This window comes from Massilia sp. Root418 (assembly GCF_001425265.1).
In the GTDB taxonomy this organism is placed as follows: domain Bacteria; phylum Pseudomonadota; class Gammaproteobacteria; order Burkholderiales; family Burkholderiaceae_D; genus Rugamonas.
The window spans coordinates 775,370-797,491 of the sequence record NZ_LMEC01000011.1; the positions used below are offsets into that span (position 1 = coordinate 775,370).

Annotated in this window: 25 protein-coding genes; 9 read left to right on the forward strand and 16 right to left on the reverse strand. The window is 64.3% G+C overall.

The annotated features are described in order from the left end of the window. Nucleotide 1: 1 nt before the first annotated feature. Together ASC94_RS10875 and mutS are read right to left on the reverse strand one after the other, a co-directional pair. On the reverse strand, nt 2-982 hold the full coding sequence (locus tag ASC94_RS10875) for a hypothetical protein (RefSeq protein ID WP_056394222.1): 981 nt from the start codon (nt 980-982) through the stop codon (nt 2-4). Beyond that, nucleotides 979-3,642, reverse strand: coding sequence for a DNA mismatch repair protein MutS (mutS, locus tag ASC94_RS10880; RefSeq protein WP_082616396.1), 2,664 nt, complete (start codon nt 3,640-3,642; stop codon nt 979-981). Before mutS ends, ASC94_RS10875 begins: the two co-directional genes overlap by 4 nt. 255 nt (nt 3,643-3,897) lie before the next feature. Between mutS and ASC94_RS10885 the strand changes: the two genes are divergently transcribed. Continuing rightward, complete coding sequence (locus ASC94_RS10885) at nt 3,898-5,187, forward strand: integrase family protein (RefSeq protein WP_056394227.1); 1,290 nt, start codon at nt 3,898-3,900, stop codon at nt 5,185-5,187. Here ASC94_RS10885 and ASC94_RS31685 read toward each other — a convergent pair. The 14 genes from ASC94_RS31685 to ASC94_RS31695 form a co-directional block, all read right to left on the reverse strand. Then, nucleotides 5,144-5,416, reverse strand: coding sequence for an AlpA family transcriptional regulator (locus ASC94_RS31685; RefSeq protein ID WP_082616397.1), 273 nt, complete (start codon nt 5,414-5,416; stop codon nt 5,144-5,146). The genes ASC94_RS10885 and ASC94_RS31685 overlap by 44 nt on opposite strands. Further along, entirely contained in the window at nt 5,413-6,159 is a 747-nt protein-coding gene (locus tag ASC94_RS10890; RefSeq protein WP_056394230.1) for a PRTRC system ThiF family protein, read from the reverse strand. The genes ASC94_RS31685 and ASC94_RS10890 overlap by 4 nt, the downstream gene beginning before the upstream one ends. 8 nt (nt 6,160-6,167) lie before the next feature. Further along, entirely contained in the window at nt 6,168-6,941 is a 774-nt protein-coding gene (locus tag ASC94_RS10895; RefSeq protein ID WP_056394233.1) for a PRTRC system protein A, read from the reverse strand. Nucleotides 6,942-6,952: 11 nt separating this feature from the next. Continuing rightward, entirely contained in the window at nt 6,953-7,699 is a 747-nt protein-coding gene (locus ASC94_RS10900) for a PRTRC system protein B (RefSeq protein WP_056394236.1), read from the reverse strand. Beyond that, nucleotides 7,696-8,778: a PRTRC system protein F gene (locus ASC94_RS10905; RefSeq protein ID WP_056394239.1), complete on the reverse strand. Its 1,083-nt coding sequence runs from the start codon at nt 8,776-8,778 to the stop codon at nt 7,696-7,698. Before ASC94_RS10905 ends, ASC94_RS10900 begins: the two co-directional genes overlap by 4 nt. Continuing rightward, entirely contained in the window at nt 8,775-8,987 is a 213-nt protein-coding gene (locus ASC94_RS10910; RefSeq protein ID WP_056394242.1) for a hypothetical protein, read from the reverse strand. Before ASC94_RS10910 ends, ASC94_RS10905 begins: the two co-directional genes overlap by 4 nt. Further along, on the reverse strand, nt 8,984-9,457 hold the full coding sequence (locus ASC94_RS31690; protein ID WP_082616398.1) for a PRTRC system protein C: 474 nt from the start codon (nt 9,455-9,457) through the stop codon (nt 8,984-8,986). Before ASC94_RS31690 ends, ASC94_RS10910 begins: the two co-directional genes overlap by 4 nt. 9 nt (nt 9,458-9,466) lie before the next feature. Further along, nucleotides 9,467-10,372 (reverse strand): PRTRC system protein E, encoded by a 906-nt coding sequence (locus tag ASC94_RS10920; RefSeq protein WP_056394245.1) that lies wholly within the window; start codon nt 10,370-10,372, stop codon nt 9,467-9,469. Between the two features lie 16 nt (nt 10,373-10,388). Next, nucleotides 10,389-10,826 carry a hypothetical protein gene (locus tag ASC94_RS10925; protein WP_056394247.1) on the reverse strand — a complete coding sequence of 146 codons (438 nt, stop codon included), beginning with the start codon at nt 10,824-10,826 and terminating at the stop codon, nt 10,389-10,391. Between the two features lie 4 nt (nt 10,827-10,830). Next, complete coding sequence (locus ASC94_RS10930; RefSeq protein ID WP_056394250.1) at nt 10,831-11,043, reverse strand: hypothetical protein; 213 nt, start codon at nt 11,041-11,043, stop codon at nt 10,831-10,833. A gap of 149 nt (nt 11,044-11,192) precedes the next feature. Continuing rightward, a complete protein-coding gene (locus ASC94_RS10935; protein WP_056394252.1) occupies nt 11,193-11,720 on the reverse strand; it encodes a hypothetical protein in 528 nt (175 codons plus the stop codon). Further along, nucleotides 11,689-11,868, reverse strand: a complete 180-nt coding sequence (locus tag ASC94_RS10940) for a hypothetical protein (protein ID WP_056394255.1) — start codon at nt 11,866-11,868, stop codon at nt 11,689-11,691. Before ASC94_RS10940 ends, ASC94_RS10935 begins: the two co-directional genes overlap by 32 nt. A 276-nt stretch (nt 11,869-12,144) precedes the next feature. Next, nucleotides 12,145-12,375: a hypothetical protein gene (locus ASC94_RS10945; RefSeq protein WP_056394257.1), complete on the reverse strand. Its 231-nt coding sequence runs from the start codon at nt 12,373-12,375 to the stop codon at nt 12,145-12,147. A 689-nt stretch (nt 12,376-13,064) separates the two neighbouring features. Continuing rightward, nucleotides 13,065-13,739 carry an XRE family transcriptional regulator gene (locus ASC94_RS31695; protein WP_082616400.1) on the reverse strand — a complete coding sequence of 225 codons (675 nt, stop codon included), beginning with the start codon at nt 13,737-13,739 and terminating at the stop codon, nt 13,065-13,067. A gap of 446 nt (nt 13,740-14,185) precedes the next feature. Between ASC94_RS31695 and ASC94_RS10955 the strand changes: the two genes are divergently transcribed. From ASC94_RS10955 to ASC94_RS32460, 8 genes are all read left to right on the forward strand, one after another. Continuing rightward, nucleotides 14,186-14,641 carry a YmfL family putative regulatory protein gene (locus tag ASC94_RS10955; RefSeq protein WP_200955636.1) on the forward strand — a complete coding sequence of 152 codons (456 nt, stop codon included), beginning with the start codon at nt 14,186-14,188 and terminating at the stop codon, nt 14,639-14,641. 3 nt (nt 14,642-14,644) lie between these two features. Next, on the forward strand, nt 14,645-15,013 hold the full coding sequence (locus ASC94_RS10960; RefSeq protein WP_056394264.1) for a hypothetical protein: 369 nt from the start codon (nt 14,645-14,647) through the stop codon (nt 15,011-15,013). Continuing rightward, nucleotides 15,000-17,543 (forward strand): VapE domain-containing protein, encoded by a 2,544-nt coding sequence (locus ASC94_RS10965; RefSeq protein WP_056394267.1) that lies wholly within the window; start codon nt 15,000-15,002, stop codon nt 17,541-17,543. Before ASC94_RS10960 ends, ASC94_RS10965 begins: the two co-directional genes overlap by 14 nt. Before the next feature lie 270 nt (nt 17,544-17,813). Further along, a complete protein-coding gene (locus tag ASC94_RS10970) occupies nt 17,814-18,566 on the forward strand; it encodes a hypothetical protein (RefSeq protein WP_056394270.1) in 753 nt (250 codons plus the stop codon). Between the two features lie 140 nt (nt 18,567-18,706). Next, on the forward strand, nt 18,707-19,246 hold the full coding sequence (locus tag ASC94_RS10975) for a hypothetical protein (RefSeq protein ID WP_056394273.1): 540 nt from the start codon (nt 18,707-18,709) through the stop codon (nt 19,244-19,246). Further along, nucleotides 19,243-21,255 carry a phage terminase large subunit family protein gene (locus ASC94_RS10980; RefSeq protein ID WP_056394275.1) on the forward strand — a complete coding sequence of 671 codons (2,013 nt, stop codon included), beginning with the start codon at nt 19,243-19,245 and terminating at the stop codon, nt 21,253-21,255. Before ASC94_RS10975 ends, ASC94_RS10980 begins: the two co-directional genes overlap by 4 nt. Beyond that, nucleotides 21,252-21,545, forward strand: a complete 294-nt coding sequence (locus ASC94_RS10985) for a hypothetical protein (RefSeq protein ID WP_056394278.1) — start codon at nt 21,252-21,254, stop codon at nt 21,543-21,545. Before ASC94_RS10980 ends, ASC94_RS10985 begins: the two co-directional genes overlap by 4 nt. 57 nt (nt 21,546-21,602) lie before the next feature. Next, the gene (locus tag ASC94_RS32460) at nt 21,603-22,094 is read left to right on the forward strand and encodes a hypothetical protein (RefSeq protein WP_157201378.1); all 492 of its coding nucleotides are present in this window, start codon (nt 21,603-21,605) and stop codon (nt 22,092-22,094) included. The last annotated feature ends 28 nt before the right edge of the window (nt 22,095-22,122 follow it).

Here is a 22,122-nt window from a genome sequence, read left to right on the forward strand (position 1 = left end):
GTCACGGCGCCGCGTCCGCGCCATCCACCAGCGTAAACAGCGCGCCACTGCCCGGCTGCACCCGCACCGCTTCCCACTCGGCACCCAGTCCCAGATGTCCCAGGTTGCCGTGCCACGTGATGGCGGGCGCGGTCTTGCCGTCGCCCTGGTTATCGATCAGCAGCACCTTGCCTTTGAATTTCTCCGCCAGCGCGCGTACCTGCTTGCGCACCTGCGTGAAGCCGTCCTGCTTCTCGGAGAAGCCGCCCAGCAGCGAAAAGCCTTCCTCCACGTGCGCACCCAAATCGCCATCTGAAAACAGCACGATGCCTTCCACGCCGCGCCGCTGCGCCATGGCGAACAGGCGGTGCAGCCAGGCGCGGTTGGCCACCAGCCTGTCCTCGAATTCGCTGTTGCGGCCCGCTTCCTGCAGGTAGTGGTTATTCTTGGCCGGCAGGTTCAGCGTGGCGAACAGCACCGGCCCGTGTTCCCAGTAGGCGTTCTCCGCATAGCTGCGGAACTTCGCCGTGGCCGACAGCCGCGTCAGCGTGATGGGCTGCGCGCCCAGCGAGCGGTTATCCGGATAGAACACCTCGCGGATTCGGTTCAGCCGCTCGATGGCGTTGGAGCGCCCGGCCGAATTGCGGCACGCGGTCCAGTCGCTGCCGGCCGGCGAGACGATGATGGGGCGAGGCGATTCGTCCAGTACCTCCTTGCGCTGCGCGTACAGCTTGTCGCTGCAAGGCTCGCCGGCCCCCTTGATGCCGGTGGCCACGATGAACACCGGTTTTTCCTGGTTCACCTCCGCGATGGCGCGCTTGAGCAGCGCTTCGTCGGCGTCGGCCTTGAAGGCATGGCCGATGGCGCCGAACTGGAAGGCGCGCGGGTTCTTCGCCGCCGCAGCGGCAGCCTTGCCCGTGGCGGTCTTGCCTGCCGCCGCCAGGGCGAACGCGGGCGACGCGGCCAGGCAGGCCATCAGCAGCAGGGCGCCGCGCCGCGTCATGCCAGCGCCGGCTCCGCAAGGCGCTTCAGCTGGTACAGGCGTTCCAGCGCTTCGCGCGGCGTGAGCGCGTCCGGATCCAGGCCGTCCAGCGCGTCCAGCAGTTCGCGCATGGCGGGCGATTCGGCAGCTTGCGCTGCGGGCGCGTGCTGCGTGCCGTGCTGCGTTCCGTGCGGCTGCGGCGCCTCGTCGTCGTTGGCGTCCGTGGCCGGCGCGGCAAACAGGTCCAGCTGCGGCGTGGCGTCCAGCGCCTGCGCCTCCAGGCGCGCCAGGTGCTTGCGCGCGGCCTTGATCACCGGCTGCGGCACGCCTGCCAGCTGCGCCACCTGCAAGCCGTAGCTTTGCGAGGCCGGGCCGTTCTGCACCGCGTGCAGGAACACGATGGTGTCCTTGTGCTCCACGGCCGACAGGTGCACGTTGGCGGCGGTCGGATGGCTTTCCGGCAGCTGCGTTAGCTCGAAGTAGTGGGTGGCGAACAGCGTGAAGCTGCGGCTGGTGTCGATCAGGTGGCGCGCAATGGCCCAGGCCAGCGCCAGGCCGTCGAAGGTGGACGTGCCGCGGCCGATTTCATCCATCAGCACCAGCGAGTTGTCGGTGGCGCCGTTCAGGATGGCGGCGGCCTCCGTCATCTCCACCATGAAGGTGGAGCGGCCGCCGGCCAGGTCGTCGGTGGCGCCGATGCGGGTGAACACGCGGTCGATCGGGCCGATCACGGCGCTGGTGGCGGGCACATAGCTGCCCACGTAGGCCAGCAGTGTAATCAGCGCCACCTGGCGCATGAAGGTCGATTTACCGCCCATGTTCGGGCCGGTGATCAGCAGCAGGCGGCGGTCGTTGACGAAGCGGCAGTCGTTGGCGATGAAGCGCTCGATCTGGCCTTCCACCACGGGGTGTCGGCCTTCCACGATGTTGATGCACGGTTCGGCCACCAGCTCCGGCGCGCACCAGTTGTGGCGCAGCGCGTGGCTGGTGAGGGCGGTCAGCGTGTCGATCTGGGCCAGCGCCTGCGCAATGGTCTGCAGCGCGCCGATGAAGGGCGCCAGGTCGGCCAGCAGCTGGTCGTACAGGATTTTCTCGCGCGCCAGCGCGCGGTCCTGCGCCGACAGCGCCTTGTCCTCGAAGGCCTTCAGTTCCGGCGTGATGTAGCGCTCGCAGTTCTTCAGCGTCTGGCGGCGGCGGTAGTCTTCCGGCACCTTGTCGGCCTGGCCGTTGGTCACCTCGATGTAGAAGCCGTGCACGCGGTTGTACTCCACGCGCAGGTTGGCGATGCCGGTGCGGGCGCGCTCGCGCGTTTCCAGGTCCACCAGGTACTGGCCAGCGTTCTCGGACAGGCCGCGCAGCTCGTCCAGCTCGGCGTCGAAGCCGCGCGCGATCACGCCGCCGTCGCGCACCATGGTGGCCGGCTCTTCCATCACGGCGCGGGTCAGCAGGTCCAGGCAATTGTCGGGCGTGGCCAGCGCGTGGTGGATGGAAGCCAGCAAGGAAGGCTTGCCCTGGGCGGTGTCCTGCCCGACGCTGCGTTCCATCGCGTGGCGCAGCATGGGCAGCTGCTTCAGGCCGTCGCGCAGGCTGGCCAGGTCGCGCGGGCGCGCCGACAGCAGCGCAATGCGCGTGGTGATGCGCTCGATGTCCGGCACCTGCGCCAGCGTCTGCGACAGGATGCCGGTGGTGTCGCTCTGCGCCAGCGCGGCAATGGCCTGGTGGCGCGCGCGCGCCACGCCCTGGTCGCGTTTTGCGTGGTGCAGCCAGTAGCGCAGCAGGCGCGAACCCATCGCGGTGCGGCAGTGGTCCAGCAGCGAGAACAGCGTGGGCGATTCCTGGCCGCGGATGGTTTCGGTCAGCTCCAGGTTGCGGCGCGTGGCCGCATCCAGGCCGATGAATTCGGACTCGGTCTCGGTCGACAGGCTGCGCACGTGCTGCAGGCCGCGTCCCTGGGTCGATTGTGCGTAGCGCAGCAGCGCGCCGGCCGCGCCGAAGGCCGCGCCCAGGTTGTCCGCGCCGAAGCCGGTGAGGGTGGCCACGCTCAGCTGGTCCAGCAGCGCCTTGTGGCCGCTCACCACGTCGAAGTGCCACTCCGGCACGCGGTTCACGTGGCAGCTGAAGGCGTCCTCGAACAGCTCGGCGTCGTCGCCGCGCAGGATCTCGGCCGGCGAGATGCGCTCCAGTTCCTGCTGCATGCGGATGGCAACGGTGCGGCTGTCGCCGGAGAACTCCATCAGTTTCAGCGCGCCGCTGGCCAGCGACAGCCAGGCCAGGCCGGCCGTCACCACCTTGCGCTGGCTGATCATGCACAGCGCCAGCAGCGGGCGCTCGGCCTTCTCGGGCAGCAGGTCCGAATCGGTCAGCGTCCCCGGCGTGACCACGCGCATCACCTTGCGCTCGACCGGGCCCTTGCTGGTGGCCGGGTCGCCGATCTGCTCGCAGATCGCGCAGGACTCGCCAATCTTCACCAGCTTGGCCAGGTAGCCTTCCAGCGAGTGGAAGGGCACGCCGGCCATCTTGATGGGCTGGCCGTTCGAGCTGCCGCGCGCGGTCAGGGTGATGCCCAGGATGCGCGAGGCCTTTTCCGCGTCCTCGTGGAACAGCTCGTAGAAGTCGCCCATGCGGTAGAACACCAGCATGGACGGATGTTCCGCCTTGATGCGCAGATATTGCTGCATCATAGGTGTAACTTTGGATTTGGAGGACTCTGCAACCTCTTGATTTGACAGCATGTTCACGAATAAGTAATTGATCTATATGGTAAAAGTCATTCGGTGGCACAGCTTGGTCTTACTATCCCCGCATCATCGCACATGCACTCACTTGCACTTTTGGCGTAACTTTTTTCGGTTCGGAAATTGAAGTTACGCTAAAATTCTGACGCAGCCCCGCGCTCGGGGTAAAAGCTACGCCAAACCTACACCGCAAAGGGAATCATGCCATTCGACGCGCGCGCCGCCAAGCTCCTGCCAGCAGGCCAACACTTTACCATCTCCGAGTGCCCAGGACTCCGTTTCGAGGTGACGGCGACTAAGCGATCGTGGATTTACCGCTATAAGAGCCCGGTCGACGGCAAGATGAAGCAGACGAAAATCGGCGAGTGGCCTGTTGTCTCGTTCGCTGCAGCGACGGTGGCCTGGGAAAAGCTGCGCGATGCGCGCTCTGATGGCGCGGACCCGAGCGCCACAAAGAAGGCTGAGCGCAACGAGAAGCGCGCGGTGGCCACCGCCGCGCGCGAGAGGGCGGCGCTGCAGGTGATCACGGTTGCCGACATCTGCAACAACTACTTGGTGAAGTACATCGAGAAGAACCGGGGCGAAAAAGGGGCCGTCGAGGTCCGGCGTATGTTCGATACCATGCTGGGGGAGACCGGCTACCTGCGCGCGGCCGACGTCACCCGCTCGGTGGCGTTCGACCTGATCGAATCGTTCGGGCACATCCCCGTCCAGGCCGCGAAGCTGCGCGCGGAAATCGGCGCAGCGTGGGACTACGCGCTCGATTCCGGCCGGCTGCCGGAATCCGTGCCGAACTGGTGGCGCCTGATCATGCGCGGCAAATTGCGCAGCAAGGGGCGGATGATCCAGGGCGCGCCGGCCGGCGTGGTGAAGCGGGTGCTGAGCGAGGCCGAGCTGGCCAAGCTGATACCGTGGCTACCGAACTTTTCCCGAATCGTTGACGACGTCCTGACGTTGTACCTGTGGACGTGCGCGCGCGGCTCGGAAATCATGGCCATGCACGCCGACGAGATTTCGGAAGAGAGCGATGGATTGTGGTGGACGGTGCCGAAGGATAAGACGAAGAACAGCTGGCGGGAGCATGCAACGGACTTCCGGGTGCCGTTGGTCGGCCGCGCGGAGCGGATCGTGCGGCGCCGGCTGGAAGTTGCGGAAGGGGGCTATCTCTTCCCGTCAAAACACTGCGCGTCGGGGCATGTCGAGCAGAAGAATGTGGCCTCGCAGGTCTGGCTGCACATGCCCTACTCGAAGACGCGGCCAGAGTATGAGAGGCCGAGATTGCCTGTGGAGCGCTGGGCGCCGCATGATCTCCGGCGCAGCTCACGGACGCTGCTGGCGTCCCTGGGCTGCCCGGACGAGGTGGGGGAAGCAATTCTCGGCCACATGAAGCAGGGTATTACAGGAGTGTACAACCGCCACTCGTATGACAAGGAACGGCGCGAGTGGCTCACGCGCCTGGATCCCCATCTTGAGCAGTTGGCGCGCGCTTGATCCCCTTGCGGCTGCCAGTGTTCGGCGGCGGCGGCAAATCAGATACCGGGCGCTCCTCAGCCCATGCCTCGACCTCGCGCAGCAGCCAGCCGACGCGCTGGGCGGACAACTTGCGCGGCGGTGGGAACTCGTTTTGCCGAACCAGCTTCTGAATGGTGGCGGTTGCCAGCGACAGCACGCTGGCGACCTCCGGCAGGTCGACATAGATCCTCTTTACCGGCGAATTCACGCTGCACCGCCTTTCACAGGAAGTGGGCGCATGGTGCCGGTGCGGAGGTTGACGAAGGCGCCGTGCCAAGTGATGCGGCCGTAGCGGAATAATTCCCACAGGATGCTCAGCGCCGGCGTCACGATGGACTGGTTGACGAACAGCTCCTGGCGCTCGAGCGCCTCGGCCAGGCCGCAGCTCGGCGTGTCGTCCTCAGGCACCGAGGTGTCCACCAGCTCGGGCAGGATGGAGTAGGGGCTGGCGAGCTCCACGTGGTCCTGCTGCAGCTTGCTCTTGTCGTGCGTGGGCCGGATCTCGCCTAGGATCACTTGCCCGTCCGCCGCCCGGTTGCCCAGGTCCATCAGGTAGTGCGCGCGAAAGTTGCGTACGTGCTGCTGAATGTCGCGGCGGGCGCGTGCGCTGTCGACGCAGACGATCATCATGTCGAAGGCGCTGGCCTCGTCCTCGTATCGGCCGAAGTGCGAGCGCCAGGCAAGCCCGAAGAAGGCGTTGATGCGGTTTACCAGCACGTGCGCCTTCGGCGAGCCGACGTCGAAGGCGCCGAACATCTGGCGGCCCATATTGGCCTCGCTGACGACGTCCGGATCGAAAGCGTAGACGGCCAGGCCCGGGTGGCCAAGTGCGACCAGAGCGTGGTTCAGCCGCGCAAGGCCTGTCAGCATTTGCGAGCCGTTGCCGCCGCAGCCGACCAGTGCGATCTGCACCTGCTGCTGCAGCATGATAGCGGGAAGGTAGTGTGGCATGAGCGCTCCTACGCGTAAATCCTGGCCGCTGGCACGCTCAGCGGTATGGTAAGCCCGAGCACGCACAGGCGGAAGGTGACGGTAGGCTCATCCTGATCCAGCATGCCGTAGACGCCGGCGATCTTCACGCTGCCGGCGTCGTCTGCGTCGTCCGTAGCGCTGAAGAAGGCCGGCCCGTGTCCGTGGCTGTGCAGGTCGATCACGAGGTGCTCGTCCTCGGCAAGCTCTACTTGCTTGAACTGGATATGGGCGGTGCTGGCCTGGCCGATGGTTTCCGGGTAGGCGATACGCCACGCGTTGCTGGCACTGTTCCAAATCACGCTTGCGGCGGCCTCGACCGGGGCCACGCCGCGAGCGCGGTGCGCGAACTCCTGAAGCTGCGGCATGGCGCCGCCGAGCGGCCCGAAGGCCAGCTCCACTTTCGGTTGCACGGCGCCGTACGGAACGTGCACGTTCGGAATGGCCGTGAGCCGATGTAGTAGATGCAGCCACGGGCGGCGCGCCTCGAGGTATACGCCATCGGCGGCCAGCACCAGGCGGTGCCCATTCTCCTGCAGTGGGAGGAATTCACAGTGCGCCGGCGCCACTACCATCGGCACGGCGCGCAGCAGTGCAGTGTCCAGCTGCAAAGCTGCAGCGTCAGCCGCATCTTCGTCCACTGCCAGGACCTGCGGGCGCGCGGCATTGATTGCCGCTTCGGTCGTGGCTGCAAACTCGGCAAATGCTGCCTTCGTCATGTCCAGCAGTTGGTCCATTTTGATCAGGTACTCTTGTCCGGTCATACTTCCTCCAGTTATTGGGATTTGTTGTGGCGAGCGGTGATGCGTTCAATCGCTTGCCGTAGGGTTTCTTTGGCCGGCCGCAGCGCGCGTACCATGGCCGGCATGTCGGGCTTGTTCAACTGGTCGATCCACAACGCGGTGGCGCCGCCGCGATACTTCACGGCGTCGGCGCGGTTCGGGTGGGTGAACCGGCTGCGGAAGAACGCGGCTTCGTAGTCCCGGATCGCGTCAGCTTCGATCGCCGGCGGCAATGTCACGCTGCCAGTGCAGATGCGGCCGCCGTCCCAGACGTTGAAATGCGGCGCGTGCTGCAGCTGGGTGGCCGGTCCAGGGCGCGCAGAGTCGCGTAGCGCGAACACGTACCAGTCGCCGGGAACCACTACGAACACCAGGGCAGGATGCGCCACGTCGCCGCTTCGCTCGCCCATCTCAGCGGCCCGCGCGTTGGCCTTGAACCAGCTGCGGCGGATCGACGCGGGCACCCACCAGGCGATCATGTTTGCCGACGTGTACAGCAGATTCTCCGGCACGAATCCGCCAAATGCGGTAGCTGCGCCGACGGCACGGGCGAAGGTGGCCAAGTTGGCTTTCGACAGCGGCGCGCCGGCGCCGATCATTTTGCGCTGCGGGTTCTCCGGGTCCAAATGCACAGGGTGGGCCGTGGCGTAAACCTGGCCCGAGCCGGTGCGGTACATGAGCAGTGCGTCCGTCAAGCGCAGGCGTGTTTCGCCCTGCGAGATCACGTTCACGCGGGTCATATTGGTTCTCCAATTAGTTCGATAAGGCGCTCGGTCAGCGCGGCTAGCTCTATCATCTTCTCGGTCCTGGCCATGTATTCCTTGACGGCCTTGGCGTTGAGATGAACCGGCCGCTCATCGATGAAGTCGACGTATTCGCCGCACTGGCCGAGATCGTTCAGCCAGTCGTCAATGACGGCACCCACCACATCGCCGTCGCGCCACAGCAGCACCATGCAACCATCGATGGTGTAGTGGCCGGACTGGAAGGTGCCGCAGTGCCAGGGCTGAAGGTTGAAACCCGGGCGGGCCGCGAATTCAGCGATGGCGTCGCAAGCCGCGATCACGCTTTTTTCGTACTCCCCGCGCGCAGCGCGCACAATCGCTTCTCGCGACGCAACGCGTTGCGGTTTTGCCGCCCAGCGGGGCATGTCAGCGTAGAAGCGGGCGCGCGTCATCAGGTCTGCGGTATCGTCCTCCGCGTCAGCGCCAGCGGCGACGTTGGGAATCCTGCCATCCTCGCGTGCGTTCTGAATCAGTTCTTCGTCGTTTTCCGATTCTTGCCAGTACAACGCCTCCGCCCAATCAGCAGCCGCCATGGGGTTCAGCGACTCGGGCATGCGCAGCAGGCAGTCGTACAGCACCGCTAGCACCGTTTGCCCGAAGCCTTCGAGGCAACTTTCGAGTTGTCCTGCGCCGCGCGCCAGCGCGACGCGGGGTATATCGCTGTTTTGGTTCCGCGTGATGCAGAACCAGCCGAGGGGCGAGGTGGTGTCGGCGTGCACGCCGGTCTGGTCTTCCAGCTGCTGCACGTGCAGGTCCCAGCGGAATTGCTTGGTCGGGAACCTGACCTGCAGCGCCGTCCACCAGGTGGTGAGCGCGTGCATCGACATTTCGCGTTCGTCGGGTTCGTTGAACACTTCGATCAGGCGCGCATTGGGGCCCGGGACGAGCATGTCGTCGGTCACCACGCCCGCCTCGAGCAGAGCGAGGGCAAGCGGCGCTGCGAGCCCTGTCTCGCCAGGGATGTACAGCTCGAACGGGATGCCGTCGGCGATGCGCGGCAGCGCCGTCGGCGAGGTGGGGGAGAGCTGCATCATGGCAGCACCGACTGTTCGGCTGCGGGCGCGAGCCAGCGCGCGCCGGAGCCTGCGCGGGCTGCGGCGATGACGCGGGCCACCTGCTGGGCGGCCGGCTTGCCAACGGCGTTCCTGGTCAGCGCGGTCGCTGGACGTGGCGCCGGCGACAGCGAGCCGGTTTCGCGCAACTGCGCGATCAACTTCGCGCGGATGACGGCGGCCGGCTTCATGCGTGAACTTCCTGGGCGACGCTGCAGTGGGCCAGGTGCAGGGCGCGCAAAAACGACACGGTGCTGTCCGCCACACTGCTCGGCGGGCATTGGCGCAGCAGCGCTTGCGTATGGCGGATTGCGTAGTGCGCGCGCGGCTCGCTATGGAACCAGCCGATATTGTCCAGTTCGGCCAGGTCGCGTACAAGTTTTCCGATGTTTTCCACCGGCGCGACGACCACCAAGCGGCGTGCGCCGTCGATCGACGCCTTGATGTGCTTCTGGCCCTTCGTCCCCACCGCGCGGCGGAACGAGTAGGTATTTTTGTTCCCGACCACCTCAGGGCCTTCGATGTCGGCGCTCGTGATCTCCGGGTAGACGTTGGCGTAGAAGTCGCGTACCTGGCTGAGGCTGAACGCCGGGTTCGGGTCGGCAAGCTTGACGCTGTTGTATTTGAATTCGCGCTGCAGTTCCTGGGTGGTGATGCTCATGTCAATTCCTTAGAAGAGGTCGAGGGTGAAGACGTCTACAACGCCGTCGGGGCCTACCACGCCCAGCGGCGCCCCAGCCCCCGGCGCAGGAGCCTCGCCGCCGCCGGCGACCGCCGCGTTTGGCGCCGCAGCCGCGCCGGGTGCTGGTGCAGCACCGCCGTCGGCATCCGCCGCGTCCGGCGCCGCAGCCGCGCCGGGTGCTGGAGTAGCACTGCCGTCGGCGCCCGCCGCGTCCGGCACCGCAGCCGCGCCTGGTGCTGGAGCAGCATCGCCGTCGGCGCCCGCCGCGTCCGGCGCCGCAGCAGCGCCGGTTGCTGGAGCAGCACCGCCGTCGGCATCCGCCGCGTCCGGCGCCGCAGCCGTGCCTGGTGCTGGAGCAGCACCGCCGTCGGCGCCGGCCGCGCCCGGCGCCGCAGCAAGGCCGGTTGCTGGAGCAGCACCGCCGTCGGCATCCGCCGCGTCCGGCGCCGCAGCCGCGCCTGGTGCTGAAGCAGCACCGCCGTTGGCGCCCGCCGCGCCCGGCGCCGCAGCAGCGCCGGTTGCTGGAGCAGCACCGCTGTTGGCGGCCGCCGCAGCAGCGGCCAGCTTGTCCGCCTGCGGTTTCGGCCCGCGCTTTGCGCCCGCCGCCTTAGGCTTGCTGACGGCGGCGCCAGCGGCGCTGTCTTGCTCGTCGCCGGCAGCTTCCTGGGCCTGCTCGGCCAGGCTCTTCTTGGGTGCTTGCCAGATCAGCACTGCCTCCGCAAAGCCCTCGTCCAGCTCAGCGGCGGTGCCGATCAGCGACAGTGGGCGCAAGGTGGGCTTTGCCTTCGTGTCCGTCGGCGCCTGCGTGACGCCGATGCGCAGGTTTTCACCTTCCGCGCAGACGGTCACCAGCAGGGTGCCGCCTTGCGCAAGTTTCTCGATAGCTGAGAACATCACTTCTCCTTCGGGGTTAGAGCACATGGCTCGAATAGATTGGGCGGCGTGCGGTGCCCCGGCGCACGATTCTGTTTTCGCTGACCAGCAAGGCGAGCAGCGGTCGCATACTGGTGATCCGCAGATCGAAGCGGCTGCAGAGGTCTCTGGCGTCCATTTCGCGCAGGCGCAGCGCCTCTACGATGCGCGCGTGCAGCGCGGTGTCGAGCAGCGCGGCCAGATCCGGCGCCCGCCGGCTGCACGTGAGGTGCTGCGCAACATGCTTGGCGCAGTCGTCTTGGCTCGGGTAGCTCAATTGGCGGCCGGCAACGGCGCCGCCGTGCAGCGTGCTGTAGACGGTGTAGGGCGTGCCGCGCAGTGGCGTGCGGCGGACGGTGTGCTTGCCTACCTGCAGCGGGGAAAAATCGCGCTGGTGGTTCCGATCGAGGCGCTGATATGGTTCGGGGTTTCGCATGTGTTCAGTCGGTGTCGTTTGCTTGGGCTCGTTTCGCATCGAACCGCAGCTGCTTTTGCGCTTCTCGCGCCGCGCGGCGGCGGTTGCTATCAGCCTTGAGCCGGATGGCGATAGCTAGGGTCTTGTGGTTCATGGCCTGGTCGAACGTCATGTTCACCAATGCGCAGTCGCGATACGCGCGGCGCAGCTCGGCGATGGTGTGGTCCTTGCTGGCCATGTTGGTTAAAAGCCGTGCCTGTAGATGTGCAGGGCGCGGCGTGCAGCGGTCAGCACGCCGGCGCCGCAGCGGCGGAGGTGGCGGTAAGTGTGGTAGAGGGTGCGCATGTACTGATCTGTGGTCGTCGGTGGGAAGCTCGTGCAGGGGTATCAGTACTGGCGGGCGGGCGCACGACGATGCTCGACGGGCCGGGCTGGCACTTCTGGCAGGGCAAAGCCGGTCTTGACGAGTACGGCGCGGCGTTCGTGCGAGCGGGTTGTTCCGCCTCCATCGATTACGCCGCGGCGCACCAGCTGCGACCCCACTTTGAACTTTTGCGCGGTCGTCATAGCGTTGAGCATCGCCAGGATGATCTGCTCGGCCGCCAGCAGTTCTTCGGCCAATAGGTCCGCGCTGTTGGCTGGGGCGCGGTCACTGGCTGTGTTCGCGGTTTGCATCTGGCGGCCCCAAATTTCACGGCCTTCTGCGACGCCCGCATAGAACGCGTCGAAACTCGTGGTCCCTTCCTTGTACGGGCATTGGAGCGCCGCCTCGCGCAGCAGGAATTGCAGGACCGCCCGCGCGCCGGCGACGTAGGCCGCACTGCGCGCCGGCCTGGTCGGCGGGAACGCATCGTCCATGAGCTGGTTGAGCAGGCAGGTGGAGTTAGGCGCCGAGGCGCGGGCATTGGTGGTCATGCTTCTTCCTTGTGATGGGGGTGACGGTGACGCCGCAGGCGCCGAAATAGGTAAGGGCGGCCAAGTGCACCGCCGCGCTGTCCGAGCCGATCGCGCTATATGCAACCAGGCGGGACAACGTGCGGACGGTGACGTGGAAGGCGTTCATTTGCTACTCAGTAGGAACCTGCCGCAGCTGAGGCGCCAGCCTGCGATCCCGTCGGTCCATGAGTTGGCGGCTGGTGTGTCTGCGCGTCGAGCGCCACCAAGTCAAGCAGCTTTGCGCCGACTGGTTCGCCTGCGTTGCACATCATGTAGGCGAGCAGACTAGCGAAGTAGAACGTACGGTCGTCGGTTTCAGCCTTTGAGGTGCCGGGGAAGCGCGTTAATGCGCAGTCCGCGCATTGGGCTAGCGTGATGGCGATTTGAGCATGCGCCATGCCAGTCACCGTCCCAAGCCAGCAGCGCGCATGGCTGTGGCGAAAGGGACAGCGCCGGGGACGTCCTCATTGGTGAGGACCAGCGTCTCATCGGGCATCGAGCGCAGTCGGCGCGTCGATGGCTTTTCATCGTAGTCGTAAATTACCGACTTGCCATAGAACTTGGCCAAGGATGCCGCATTCCGAGACTTGCCGCAGCCCTGGGGGCCGTAAATCACGAGTGCTGTGGATGTCATTGCCTACTCCATCGGTGGTTGCGATGGAGCTATTATTAGGCATGCCTAAAATCTAAGTCAACATAAATCTTCGGTATGCCTAAATTATTTTGCCTTGGATTGCTTAGATATGCCTAAAGAGTCTTAGGGCGGGTCGCGTCATCCGCTCGGCGTTTTTCCATCTGCCGTTCGTACTCTGCGCGGTAGCTCGGGGATGAAATTTCGACCACGCAGAAGCTGTTGATGCTGCAGAGCAGTTTTACGTAGATCTCTGGCTTTGACCAGGTGGCTGAATAAGTCGAGGGCGATGAGATTGGCCCGGCTGTTGGAGGCCCAAACCTGCCCGTGATTGATTCTTGAATTTCCGAGAGCCGGCCAGTACCAGCAGCCTTAACGCTGAGTTTCTCGAAGGTTGCCTGTCGGCTGATTTGCGCCTCGAACGTGGCATAGGCGGCCCATTTTGGGCGGCTAGCTGGGTCAGGTAAATGGAGTTGGCCGAGCAAGGATCCATCTGTGTGGCGGTACGGGGCATCAATCCAACACGGAGTTTTACTCTTGTCGGTATTGATGGGGCAAACTTTTGGAGCGACCTTCAGCGTCCCACCAATAGGTATGCCCAGAACCACGATCGGCTCGGCAGCTGTGGCAGGAAAGGCCAGGAATGATGCCAATGCAACCGAAAGGGGTAGGGTTCTCATGGACGCAGACGGTTAGAAATGATCGCCTTCGCGGCGCACAATTCGCCCGATGATGATGCACTCGTTCCCTTGGCACTGGCGGCGATAGAATCTGCGCTGATCTGCGTTGTCCGACATCAGCCACCAGCTGCCAGCATCGCGAGACATGCGCTTTACAACGGCTTCCCCATCGTAATTCACAGCAAACACGCCGTTGTCGATAGGTGTCTTATCTGCAAGGTTGATGACGACCGTATCGCCTTCGTAAAAGGTGGGTTCCATGCTTTCCCCTTTTACCTGAATCGCCAGCAAATTTTTAGGGTCATAACCTTTGCGGTCTACCCATCCTTTCGGTATGTCTTGGACGCCGCCATCGCGACGATCAGGTTCCGTCTGAAAGCCAGTGATGCCAGCTTGCAGTCGAAGGCTGACCTTTGGGATTTGGTAGGAGGTCGACTGGTCGGCGGCGACAACACGCTGAGCCCCGGGGAAAAGGTCTACGATGTTTTCGACACCATGGAGCAGCCAGTCGGGGGAAATATCCAACGCGTTGCACACCTTTACTAGATTCGCTCCCTCGATCATTTTTGTCTCGCCATTTTCCCAGTCCGTGACGGTTGGCGGGGATACGCCAATCAGCCGTGCGAAGGCAGATTTCTTTAGATTTTTTGCCTCGCGGGCTTGTGATAGTCGTGTATGCCAATTCATTAGGTAATCCTAACAATTCATGCATTAGATATGCCTAAATGTTCTTGCTTTTATCTTTAGGGATGCCTAAAATTAGGTATGAACGATTCCTTGACACCTGATCAAATCATCGATGCGCTAGGCGGGACCACGAAGGTCGCGCGGCTTTGCGAAGTGCGGCCGCCCTCGGTTTCCGAGTGGCGTCGGAATGGCATCCCAAGAGCACAGCTGAGATTTCTCCGACTTGCGCGTCCGGAGGTGTTCGTTGGGGATTCAGTTGCTGTCGCGATCCAAGAAGATGCGCCGGTTTGTACGGCAGAGCTATCGCTGTCCCCTTTGGTGGGTGGATGAGTCGAACGCTCTTTTTTTGCTCTAAAAATTGCATTTGGGAAATATTTTGGTGTCCATGAATAAATGTTAACTGCCCCGCGATAAGCAAACAACGTAGGAAGGATAAGGAAATACCTGTGGACGATTTTACGAAGGCATACCAGGAAATGATCAAGGTGCACGGCTGGAACGGCACGGCCGCAACACTTGGCATGAAGCGCCCGTCGCTGGAGGCGCGCGTATACGAACTCAACGGGCAGGGGCTCCGTGTCTCCACCGCGATGATGGTGCAGCGCTACTCCGGAACCACGCATTTTGCGCAGGCAGTGGCGGCAGCGTCCGGCGGCGTTTTTATCGAGCTGCCGGCCGCAGGTGAGATGGACGGCGACGACTTGCTGGCCAAATGGCAGGCTCTGTACGGCGAGATCGGCGACCTGTCCCGCACCTACGCTGCGGCCACCGGCGATGGCGTAATCGACACGCGTGAGCGCGCGGACTTGGAGCGCATCGCGCAGCACATGCACAAGACAATGAAGGAGCTGATGACGCTCGCCTTCCAAGTCTACTGCCCCACGCCAGGCGACCAGACCTAACCCATGGCGCACAGCGCAGTCGAGCTCGACACCAGCTCCCCCGAGTGGATGCTGGTCTGCCTTGCGCGCCATGTGTGCCGGCAGCCGAGCAGGCCCGAGCGCCAGGCATTGATAGAGAGCTTGGGCGCAAAACATTCCAACGAATTCGTAGAGCAATTGAAGAACCTCATAGCCGAGCAGTGGGACTTGGTCCGGCTCGCCATGGAGATCTGCCAGCTGCCCAACAAGCCGGCGCGACACGCCCGGCTCGCTGCCCTGCGAGCAGCACACCCAGAGGAATTTGTAATGCAGATCGAGAAGCAGGTTTTGACCGAGTGGGCCTTGAAGCACAAGACCTACGCTAACGGAAAGGCCGCGCATGGCAACACTTGAGCAGGCGAAGATTCAGATCGAGGCCAACGGCGCTTTGCTGCCCGCCGGGCACCCTGTCGCGGACGGGAAGTTTCACCGCTACGGGCCTCAAAAAAAATACTGGTACAAGCTGAACGAGATCGCGACCGACGGAGGCAAGACTGTCATCGTCGGATCCTATGGCTATTGGCAGGGAGACAACGAGAACACGGAGACCATCGCCGTTGACTGGTCCGACGTCACGCCGGAAGACCGCGCCGCCGCCGAGGTGAAGCGGCGCGAGCTTGAGGCCCAAGAGAAGGCCAAGAAGGCGCAGGAGGCCGCCAACGCCGCAATCCGCGCCGGCCAGCAGTGGGCACAAGGGGAGCGGGAGGGGGCCTCCCCCTACGTCGAGCGCAAGCAGATCACCGCGCCCGGCATCCGCTACCTGAAGGACGGAACGGCGCTGATCCCCCTCGTTGTGCTGGGCGGCGAGCAGCCTCGCCTGGTGGGCCTGCAGAAGATTGCGCCGGATGGCTCGAAGCGCTTCAACGCTGGCACCGCGAAGCAGGGCGCGTGCTGCCCCATAGGCCGCGTGGAGCAAGGAAACCAGCTCGTCTTCATGGCAGAGGGGTACGCCACCGGGCGGTCAGCGCGGATGGCACTGGAGGATGGCGTGGCCGGCTTCGTCGCCTTCGACGCAGGGAACCTTGCGCCAGTGGCCACGCTGGTCCGCCAGTTGCATCCGGACGTGCACATCCTGTTCCTGGCCGACGACGATTTCCTCATGCAGCAGCGCTTGGTGGACTGGCTGCGCAAGGAATTCAAATTGGAATGCCCCATCGAAATCGACGGCGTGGACCGCGCGCTCACGGCGACCGACGGCTCGGTAGTTCAGCTGCTGGCTGCCTGGCGCAAAGATGCGCGCGGCGTGCCCTACATCGAGGCCGACGCGCGCGCCGGCCGCCGCGTGAAGGTGAGGACGTTCGAAAACACCGGCGTGGCGCGGGCCACGGCTGCGGCCCGCGCCGTTGGCAATGCCTCCATCGTCGTGCCGCGCTTTGCGCAGCGCGGCGAGAACAAGTGGACCGACTTCAACGACCTGCACGTCAACGAGGGCTTGGAGGCCGTGCAGGTGCAGCTGGCGGCGGCGATTCTCGCCGCCCTGGCGCCAGCTGCGGCGGAGCCTGAGCCCGAACCGCAACCGGCCGCAACTGCCGACAACGTGGTCCCGCTTCCCACGGCCAAGAGCGGCAAGCGGGTCGCGAGTGCCGCTGCCGCTGGGGGAGGAGAAAGCGAGCCGCCACCATGGCCCGGAGACGGCGAGGGCGAGCCCGCAAGCGAGGCCGACGTCGATTGGGAATGGACACTGGCGCGCAACGAGAAGGGCAACATCCTACCCACGCTGTCGAACGTCTACCTCATCCTGGAGAAGCACCACAGCTGGAAGGGCGTGATCGCCTACGACGAATTCAGCGGCCAGGTGCTGAAGCTGTCGGCGCCGCCGTTCGCCGGTGCCGAGCTCGGCGAGTGGTCCGACATGGACGACCTGCGCTGCACGCTGTGGATGCAGCAGAAATACGGCTTCGCGCCGCGCCAGGACGTGGTGATGGGCGCGGTGCTGCTGATCGCCGACCTGCACAAGTACCACGTGGTGCGCAACTACCTGAACGGACTGGTATGGGACCGCATGCCGCGCCTGGAGCGCTGGCTGATCGACCGCCTGGGCGCCGAGGATACGCCCTACAACCGCACTGTCGCACGCAAGTGGCTGATCGCGGCTGTGGCGCGCGTGTACCGGCCTGGCTGCAAGGCGGACAACGTGCTGATTCTGGAAGGCGAGCAGGGCATCTACAAGTCGACCGCGCTGAAGGTGCTGGGCGGCGACTGGTTCACCGACGCGCCGTTCCGCCTCGGCGACAAAGACGCCTACGTGGTGATCCGGGGAAAATGGATCGTCGAGCTGGCCGAGCTGGATTCGTTCAACAAGGCCGAGTCCACCGGCGCGAAGTTGTTCTTCGGCCAGTACATCGACCGCTATCGCAACTTCTACGGCAAGCGCGCAGCCGACGTGCCGCGCCAGCAGCTCTTCGCGGGCACCACGAACAGTGACGCCTACTTGAAGGACGACACGGGTAACCGCCGCTACTGGCCGGTGAAGGTGACGACCGTAGACCTGGCAGGTCTGACCGCAGACCGGGACCAAATATGGGCCGAGGCGACGCACTTGTTCCACGCCGGCGCCGAATGGTGGCCGACCTCGGCCGAAAAGGAAATGTTCGAGGACGAGCAAGACGAGCGCTATGTCGGCGACGCCTATATCACCGTCATCCGCCAGTGGCTGGTCGGCAAGAACCAGTGCGACATGCCGCAGATCCTGGGCGAGGCCTTGAAGCTGGACGTGGCCAAGTGGACCAGGCCGGAGCAGCAGCGCGTTGGCCGCTGCATGGCGGAGATGAAGTGGCACCGCAAGCGCGGCCCGAAGGGCGTGGGCGGCAAGCGCGAGTGGATTTATGTCCGGCCGACAGGCGAAGCCGGCGCCGACGAGGAGATCAACGATGGTCCGCTCTAATCACGTTGTCCCAGTGTCCTATGTCGCAATTCCATGGGACAAGGACATGGGACAGGCCGTCCCTGCGCCTATGACTGTCCCAATGTCCCATTGTCCCATTGTCCCGTTGTCCCGTTGTGCCCCCTCGTGTGTGTGCGTGCGTGATGCGTGTGCGCGTGATGCACGTGCGCATACGCGCACGCGGGTGCATGCGGGTGCTTTACCTTTTTCATTAGGACATTGGGACAATAGGACAAGGGTAGAGCTGAAGGTGAGCAAAGGAGCAAAAGCATGCCAGTGAATGTCCGGGGCGCGGTTGCCGCGCTCACCAGCCAGATGCAGGGCGGGCAGAAGCAGGTGGACTTTGCAACCCGCGTAGCACTGACCCGCACCGCCCAGGCCGCCGTGCCCGCCCTGCAGCGCGAGATGCGCGACGTCTTCCGCAATCCAACGCCCTACACGTTGTCCGGGCTGCGCGTGGTGCCAGCAACGAAGACCAGGCTTGCCGCCACCGTCATGCTGAAGGACGACGCGACGAAGGCGACGCCGGCCGCGAAATACCTGCTGCCACAGATCAAGGGCGGGCAGCGCGGGCAGAAGCGGTTCGAGCGTGCGCTGCAGGCTGTGGGCGCCATGCCCGCCGGCTACCGCGCCGTGCCCGGGTCGGGCGCGCGGCTCGATGCGTTCGGCAACATGAGCCGTGGCCAGATCGTGCAGCTGCTGGCCTACTTCCGCGCCTTCCCCGAGGCCGGGTACAAAGCGAACATGACGGCGGATAGCCGCGCACGCCTGGCGCGCGGTACGAAGCGCAAGCAGGGCTACGCCTACTTCGTTGGCCGGCCTGGCGACCGCCTGCCGCTGGGCATCTACCAGCGCGTCGGTTTCGGCTTCGGCAGCGCCATCAAGCCCGTGCTGCTGTTCGTGCGCTCGGCCGTCTACACCGAGCGCTTCGACTTTGAGTACGTGGTGCGGAAGACGGTGGAGACGGAGTTCGCCGGCGAGTTCGCCCGGGCCATGGTCGAGGCCGAGAGGACGGCGCGATGAGGCGGCCGGCCTGGGCCGCCGCCCCCCCCTCAAGGTACTTCCGGGCACATGGGCCAGCACGGGTAATTCGAACCACGTCGAAGAACTAGCCGCGGCGGAAAACAAATCCTGACAACTATCCTGACAACGCACCAGAACACATGCCAAACCTGACAACCATCGCCAAATGGGCCGAATCGCTGGGAATCTCCCGCCAGCAGGGCTACGCCGCCATCGAGCGCTGCGAAATCCCGGTCGAGGACGGCAAGGTCGACACCGAATACGCGACGATGCTGTATCGCCGCCACACGCGCCCGCGCGCCGGCATCAAAACCGGCAATATGAGCGCGTCTTCAGCTGCGCAGGGCGACGGCGATACCGCTGGCGCGGCGCATGGCTACGAGTCCAGCCGCGCGCGGCGCGAAGCGGCGGAGGCGGCGATCGCTGAGATGAAGCAGGCGGAGATGAGCGGCCTGTACCTGGTGAAGGACGCGGTCGACGCGGCCGTCTTCGAAATCGCGCGTGCGCTGCGCGACGGCATGACGAACTGCTCCCGTCGGATTGCCGCCGACGTGGCCGGCCTGTCCAGCGCCGACGAGTGCGAAGAGGTGATCGACCGAGAGCACCGGCTGCTGCTGGAAACGATGGCGCACGCGTTTGCCGCCCAGGTGAAAATTCACGTCGAGGTCGATGCCGAATGACCCCCGCTATCGTCATCGTGGCGGGCGCATTCGCGCGCGCCTTGCAGCCGGACCCGAACATGACGGTGGACGAGTGGAGCGACGCCTACATGATCATCCCCAAGTCCAGCGGCGCCAACGAGTACGGCAAATACCGCACCAGCCGCACACCGCACGCGCGCGAAGTGATGCGTGCACTGTCCGATAACCACCCTTGCAAGCGCGTAGCGCTGAAGGGCGCTTCGCAGATGCTGAAGACGCAGGTTGGCCTCAACTGGTTCGCGTGCAGCGTGCACCAGTCGCCGTCCAACTTCCTTTGGATTTTGCCCACGGGGAAACTGCAGAAGCGGACCAGCACCCGGGTCAGCAAGACCATCGAAGCCGTGCCCGAGCTGAAGGAGCGCGTCGCGGCACCGCGCTCGCGGGACTCGGTGAACACGCTGGACACTAAGGAGTATATCGGTGGCGCCCTCACCATCGTGACGTCGGGCGCGGCCGCGAATCTTTCCGAGTTGCCGGCCCGCCGCGTCCTGTACGACGAGATCGATCGCGCCGAGGCCAACGTCAACGGCGAGGGCGCCTCGTGGAAACTGGCCGAGGCGCGCCAGACGAGCTTCGAAAAGAACCGGAAGTCGTACTACCCCAGCTCGCCGACCATCGAAGACGAATCGACGATCGATGAACTGTTCCGCATGGGTACGCAACAGGAAGCGCTGGCCGACTGCGTTCATTGCGGCCATGCGCAGCCCCTGGTGTTTGAGCGCCTGCAGCTGTCCGAGGACGGCCAGGTGGCACTCTACCCGTGCGCCGAATGCGGCGCCTGCATGCTCGAAAGCGACAAGAACCGGATGTTCGCGCGCGGCGCTTGGTCGGAAGGCGTTCCCGGCGACGGGGAGACCGTGAGCTTCACCATCTCCGCAATGTTCCTCCCGTATGGCTGGTTCTCCTGGCTCGGCATGTTGAAGGAGTATCGAGCCGCGAAGGAGAAGCTGGACGCCGGCGACGACACGTTGATGATCACGTTCTACAACACGCGCTTGGCCAGGGTCTGGGCGCGCGCGAAGGAGCAGACAAAATACGAGGACCTGTGGAACCGCGCCAAGGCCAGCGGTTACAGCCTGGGTATGGTGCCGGCCCCCGCCTGCGTGCTTACGGCCGCCATCGACACGCAGGGTGATCGCCTCGAGTTCAAGGCGCTTGCATGGGCGGAAGGGCTCGAGGGTTTTGTCGTCGACTTCCAAGTTGTGGACGGCGACCCGGCACTGCAGTCCACGTGGGACCGCGCAGCCGAGCTTGTCCGTGGGCAGTACCGCCATGCTGGCGGCGAACTGCTCACCATCGACGCCGTCTTCGTTGACTCGGGCGGCAATCACACGCAGGAGGTGTACAACTTTTGCGACGCGATGCGGCGCGAGGGCGTGCACGCGATCAAAGGCGAGTCGCGCCCCGGCAAACCGATCATTGGCGCGAAGCCGACGATCGTGCACTTCGATAATCGCGGCAAAGGTGAGAAGCGATCCGGCAAGCTCTGGTGGATCGGTACCGACACGGCCAAGGACGCGCTCGTCAACCGCTGGAAGATCGAGGCAGGGCCGGGCGCCATCCACTTCCCGAACAACCTCGAGGAAGGGTATTTCAAGCAGCTGACGGCAGAGTACCGAGTGACGAAGTACCGTCGCGGCCATCGCTACACCAGCTGGGAAAAGAAGCCAGGCGACCGCAATGAGGCGCTCGACCTGATGGTCTACAACTTGGGGGCGGCTCACCACCTTGGGCTGCACAAAAAGAGCACGCTGTTTTGGGGAAATATGCGCAAGAAGCTCAATCCTCCAAATCTGGACCTGTTCAAACAGCCGCCGCCGCAGCTGGCCGAACTGGCGCCGGCGGCGACTGAGCTGCCTGCGCCGGTGGCGGCCGACGCGCGCCAAACCCCAGCGTACCCTGTGGCCTCGCTGGCGTCTCAGGCGGTCGGCGCTAAAGTTGTGCGTGGTCGCATCTCGTTGACCGGAACGCGGCGGGGTGGGGCATGAACTTAGATCCCGATCCTGATATCGTTGAAGTGATCATGCTGGCCTGCCAGGCGAGTGGGCTAGACGCGGATGCGGCGAGGCTAATCGAAGCGCAAATTCGCAACGACTACGGAGGCCTTCGCGTCCGAATTCCAAAAAGGAAAAGGCACCCAACAGAGCGGGAGCGGCAGGATGCTTTTGCTGACGGCTTGAGCGATATGTCGACGGCCGAAGTGACGGCCAAACACGGCATCAGCCGGGCGACCCTGTACCGTTTGATGAAAACTGGGAAGCCCAGGACCGACATTTGAAGCGCATACGGCACCGCGTGCTAGCATTGTTTTAATTCCAACTTTCTAAGGTGACCTATGACTACCGAGCGAGCAGGGCTAATCGAAACGGCGCTGGCTGCTGGACTGGGCGGCGTTATTACTGCTGCGATAATCGCTTTCGTTCCATCCGCGACGCGATGGATCGTTAGGCCGGCGACCTATCCTGGCGCTATTGTCGCTTTTGATAAACCGTGCCCGGCAGAAGGTTGGGAGCCATACACCGTGGCGGAAGGGCGGGTTATTCTCGGCGCTGGGACGGGGGCGAACAAAGATCAAAATGGCAAAAATTTGTCTCTCCGCCAGATCCATGAAACTGGGGGGGAAGAAGTGCATCAGCTCACCGAGAAAGAAATGCCCGCTCACCAGCACAAGTACACGTATCTTGACACGCAAGGTGGCTCTTGCGGATTGTCCGGTTGCCACAGTCAGCAGATTAGTAAGGATTCGTCGACCACCGCAGCTGGTGGCGATCAACCGCACAACAATATGCCACCATTTGTCGTGCTGTACTACTGCAAAGCAAAGTGAGCGCTGGCTAGCGGCTACGCGACGATTG

Bases quoted from the DNA above. Each gene is read 5' to 3' on its own strand.
- ASC94_RS10925 (WP_056394247.1), bottom strand. From the start codon at position 10,826: ATGCGAAACCCCGAACCATATCAGCGCCTCGATCGGAACCACCAGCGC.
- ASC94_RS10905 (WP_056394239.1), bottom strand. From the start codon at position 8,778: ATGATGCAGCTCTCCCCCACCTCGCCGACGGCGCTGCCGCGCATCGCC.
- ASC94_RS10930 (WP_056394250.1), bottom strand. From the start codon at position 11,043: ATGGCCAGCAAGGACCACACCATCGCCGAGCTGCGCCGCGCGTATCGC.
- ASC94_RS10900 (WP_056394236.1), bottom strand. From the start codon at position 7,699: ATGACCCGCGTGAACGTGATCTCGCAGGGCGAAACACGCCTGCGCTTG.
- ASC94_RS10935 (WP_056394252.1), bottom strand. From the start codon at position 11,720: ATGACCACCAATGCCCGCGCCTCGGCGCCTAACTCCACCTGCCTGCTC.
- ASC94_RS10940 (WP_056394255.1), bottom strand. From the start codon at position 11,868: ATGAACGCCTTCCACGTCACCGTCCGCACGTTGTCCCGCCTGGTTGCA.
- ASC94_RS10975 (WP_056394273.1), top strand. From the start codon at position 18,707: ATGCCAAACCTGACAACCATCGCCAAATGGGCCGAATCGCTGGGAATC.
- ASC94_RS10890 (WP_056394230.1), bottom strand. From the start codon at position 6,159: ATGCCACACTACCTTCCCGCTATCATGCTGCAGCAGCAGGTGCAGATC.
- ASC94_RS10885 (WP_056394227.1), top strand. From the start codon at position 3,898: ATGCCATTCGACGCGCGCGCCGCCAAGCTCCTGCCAGCAGGCCAACAC.
- ASC94_RS10970 (WP_056394270.1), top strand. From the start codon at position 17,814: ATGCCAGTGAATGTCCGGGGCGCGGTTGCCGCGCTCACCAGCCAGATG.
- mutS (WP_082616396.1), bottom strand. From the start codon at position 3,642: ATGATGCAGCAATATCTGCGCATCAAGGCGGAACATCCGTCCATGCTG.
- ASC94_RS10965 (WP_056394267.1), top strand. From the start codon at position 15,000: ATGGCAACACTTGAGCAGGCGAAGATTCAGATCGAGGCCAACGGCGCT.
- ASC94_RS32460 (WP_157201378.1), top strand. From the start codon at position 21,603: ATGACTACCGAGCGAGCAGGGCTAATCGAAACGGCGCTGGCTGCTGGA.
- ASC94_RS10960 (WP_056394264.1), top strand. From the start codon at position 14,645: ATGGCGCACAGCGCAGTCGAGCTCGACACCAGCTCCCCCGAGTGGATG.
- ASC94_RS10985 (WP_056394278.1), top strand. From the start codon at position 21,252: ATGAACTTAGATCCCGATCCTGATATCGTTGAAGTGATCATGCTGGCC.
- ASC94_RS10895 (WP_056394233.1), bottom strand. From the start codon at position 6,941: ATGACCGGACAAGAGTACCTGATCAAAATGGACCAACTGCTGGACATG.
- ASC94_RS10875 (WP_056394222.1), bottom strand. From the start codon at position 982: ATGACGCGGCGCGGCGCCCTGCTGCTGATGGCCTGCCTGGCCGCGTCG.
- ASC94_RS31690 (WP_082616398.1), bottom strand. From the start codon at position 9,457: ATGAGCATCACCACCCAGGAACTGCAGCGCGAATTCAAATACAACAGC.
- ASC94_RS10945 (WP_056394257.1), bottom strand. From the start codon at position 12,375: ATGACATCCACAGCACTCGTGATTTACGGCCCCCAGGGCTGCGGCAAG.
- ASC94_RS10980 (WP_056394275.1), top strand. From the start codon at position 19,243: ATGACCCCCGCTATCGTCATCGTGGCGGGCGCATTCGCGCGCGCCTTG.
- ASC94_RS31695 (WP_082616400.1), bottom strand. From the start codon at position 13,739: ATGAATTGGCATACACGACTATCACAAGCCCGCGAGGCAAAAAATCTA.
- ASC94_RS10910 (WP_056394242.1), bottom strand. From the start codon at position 8,987: ATGAAGCCGGCCGCCGTCATCCGCGCGAAGTTGATCGCGCAGTTGCGC.
- ASC94_RS10920 (WP_056394245.1), bottom strand. From the start codon at position 10,372: ATGTTCTCAGCTATCGAGAAACTTGCGCAAGGCGGCACCCTGCTGGTG.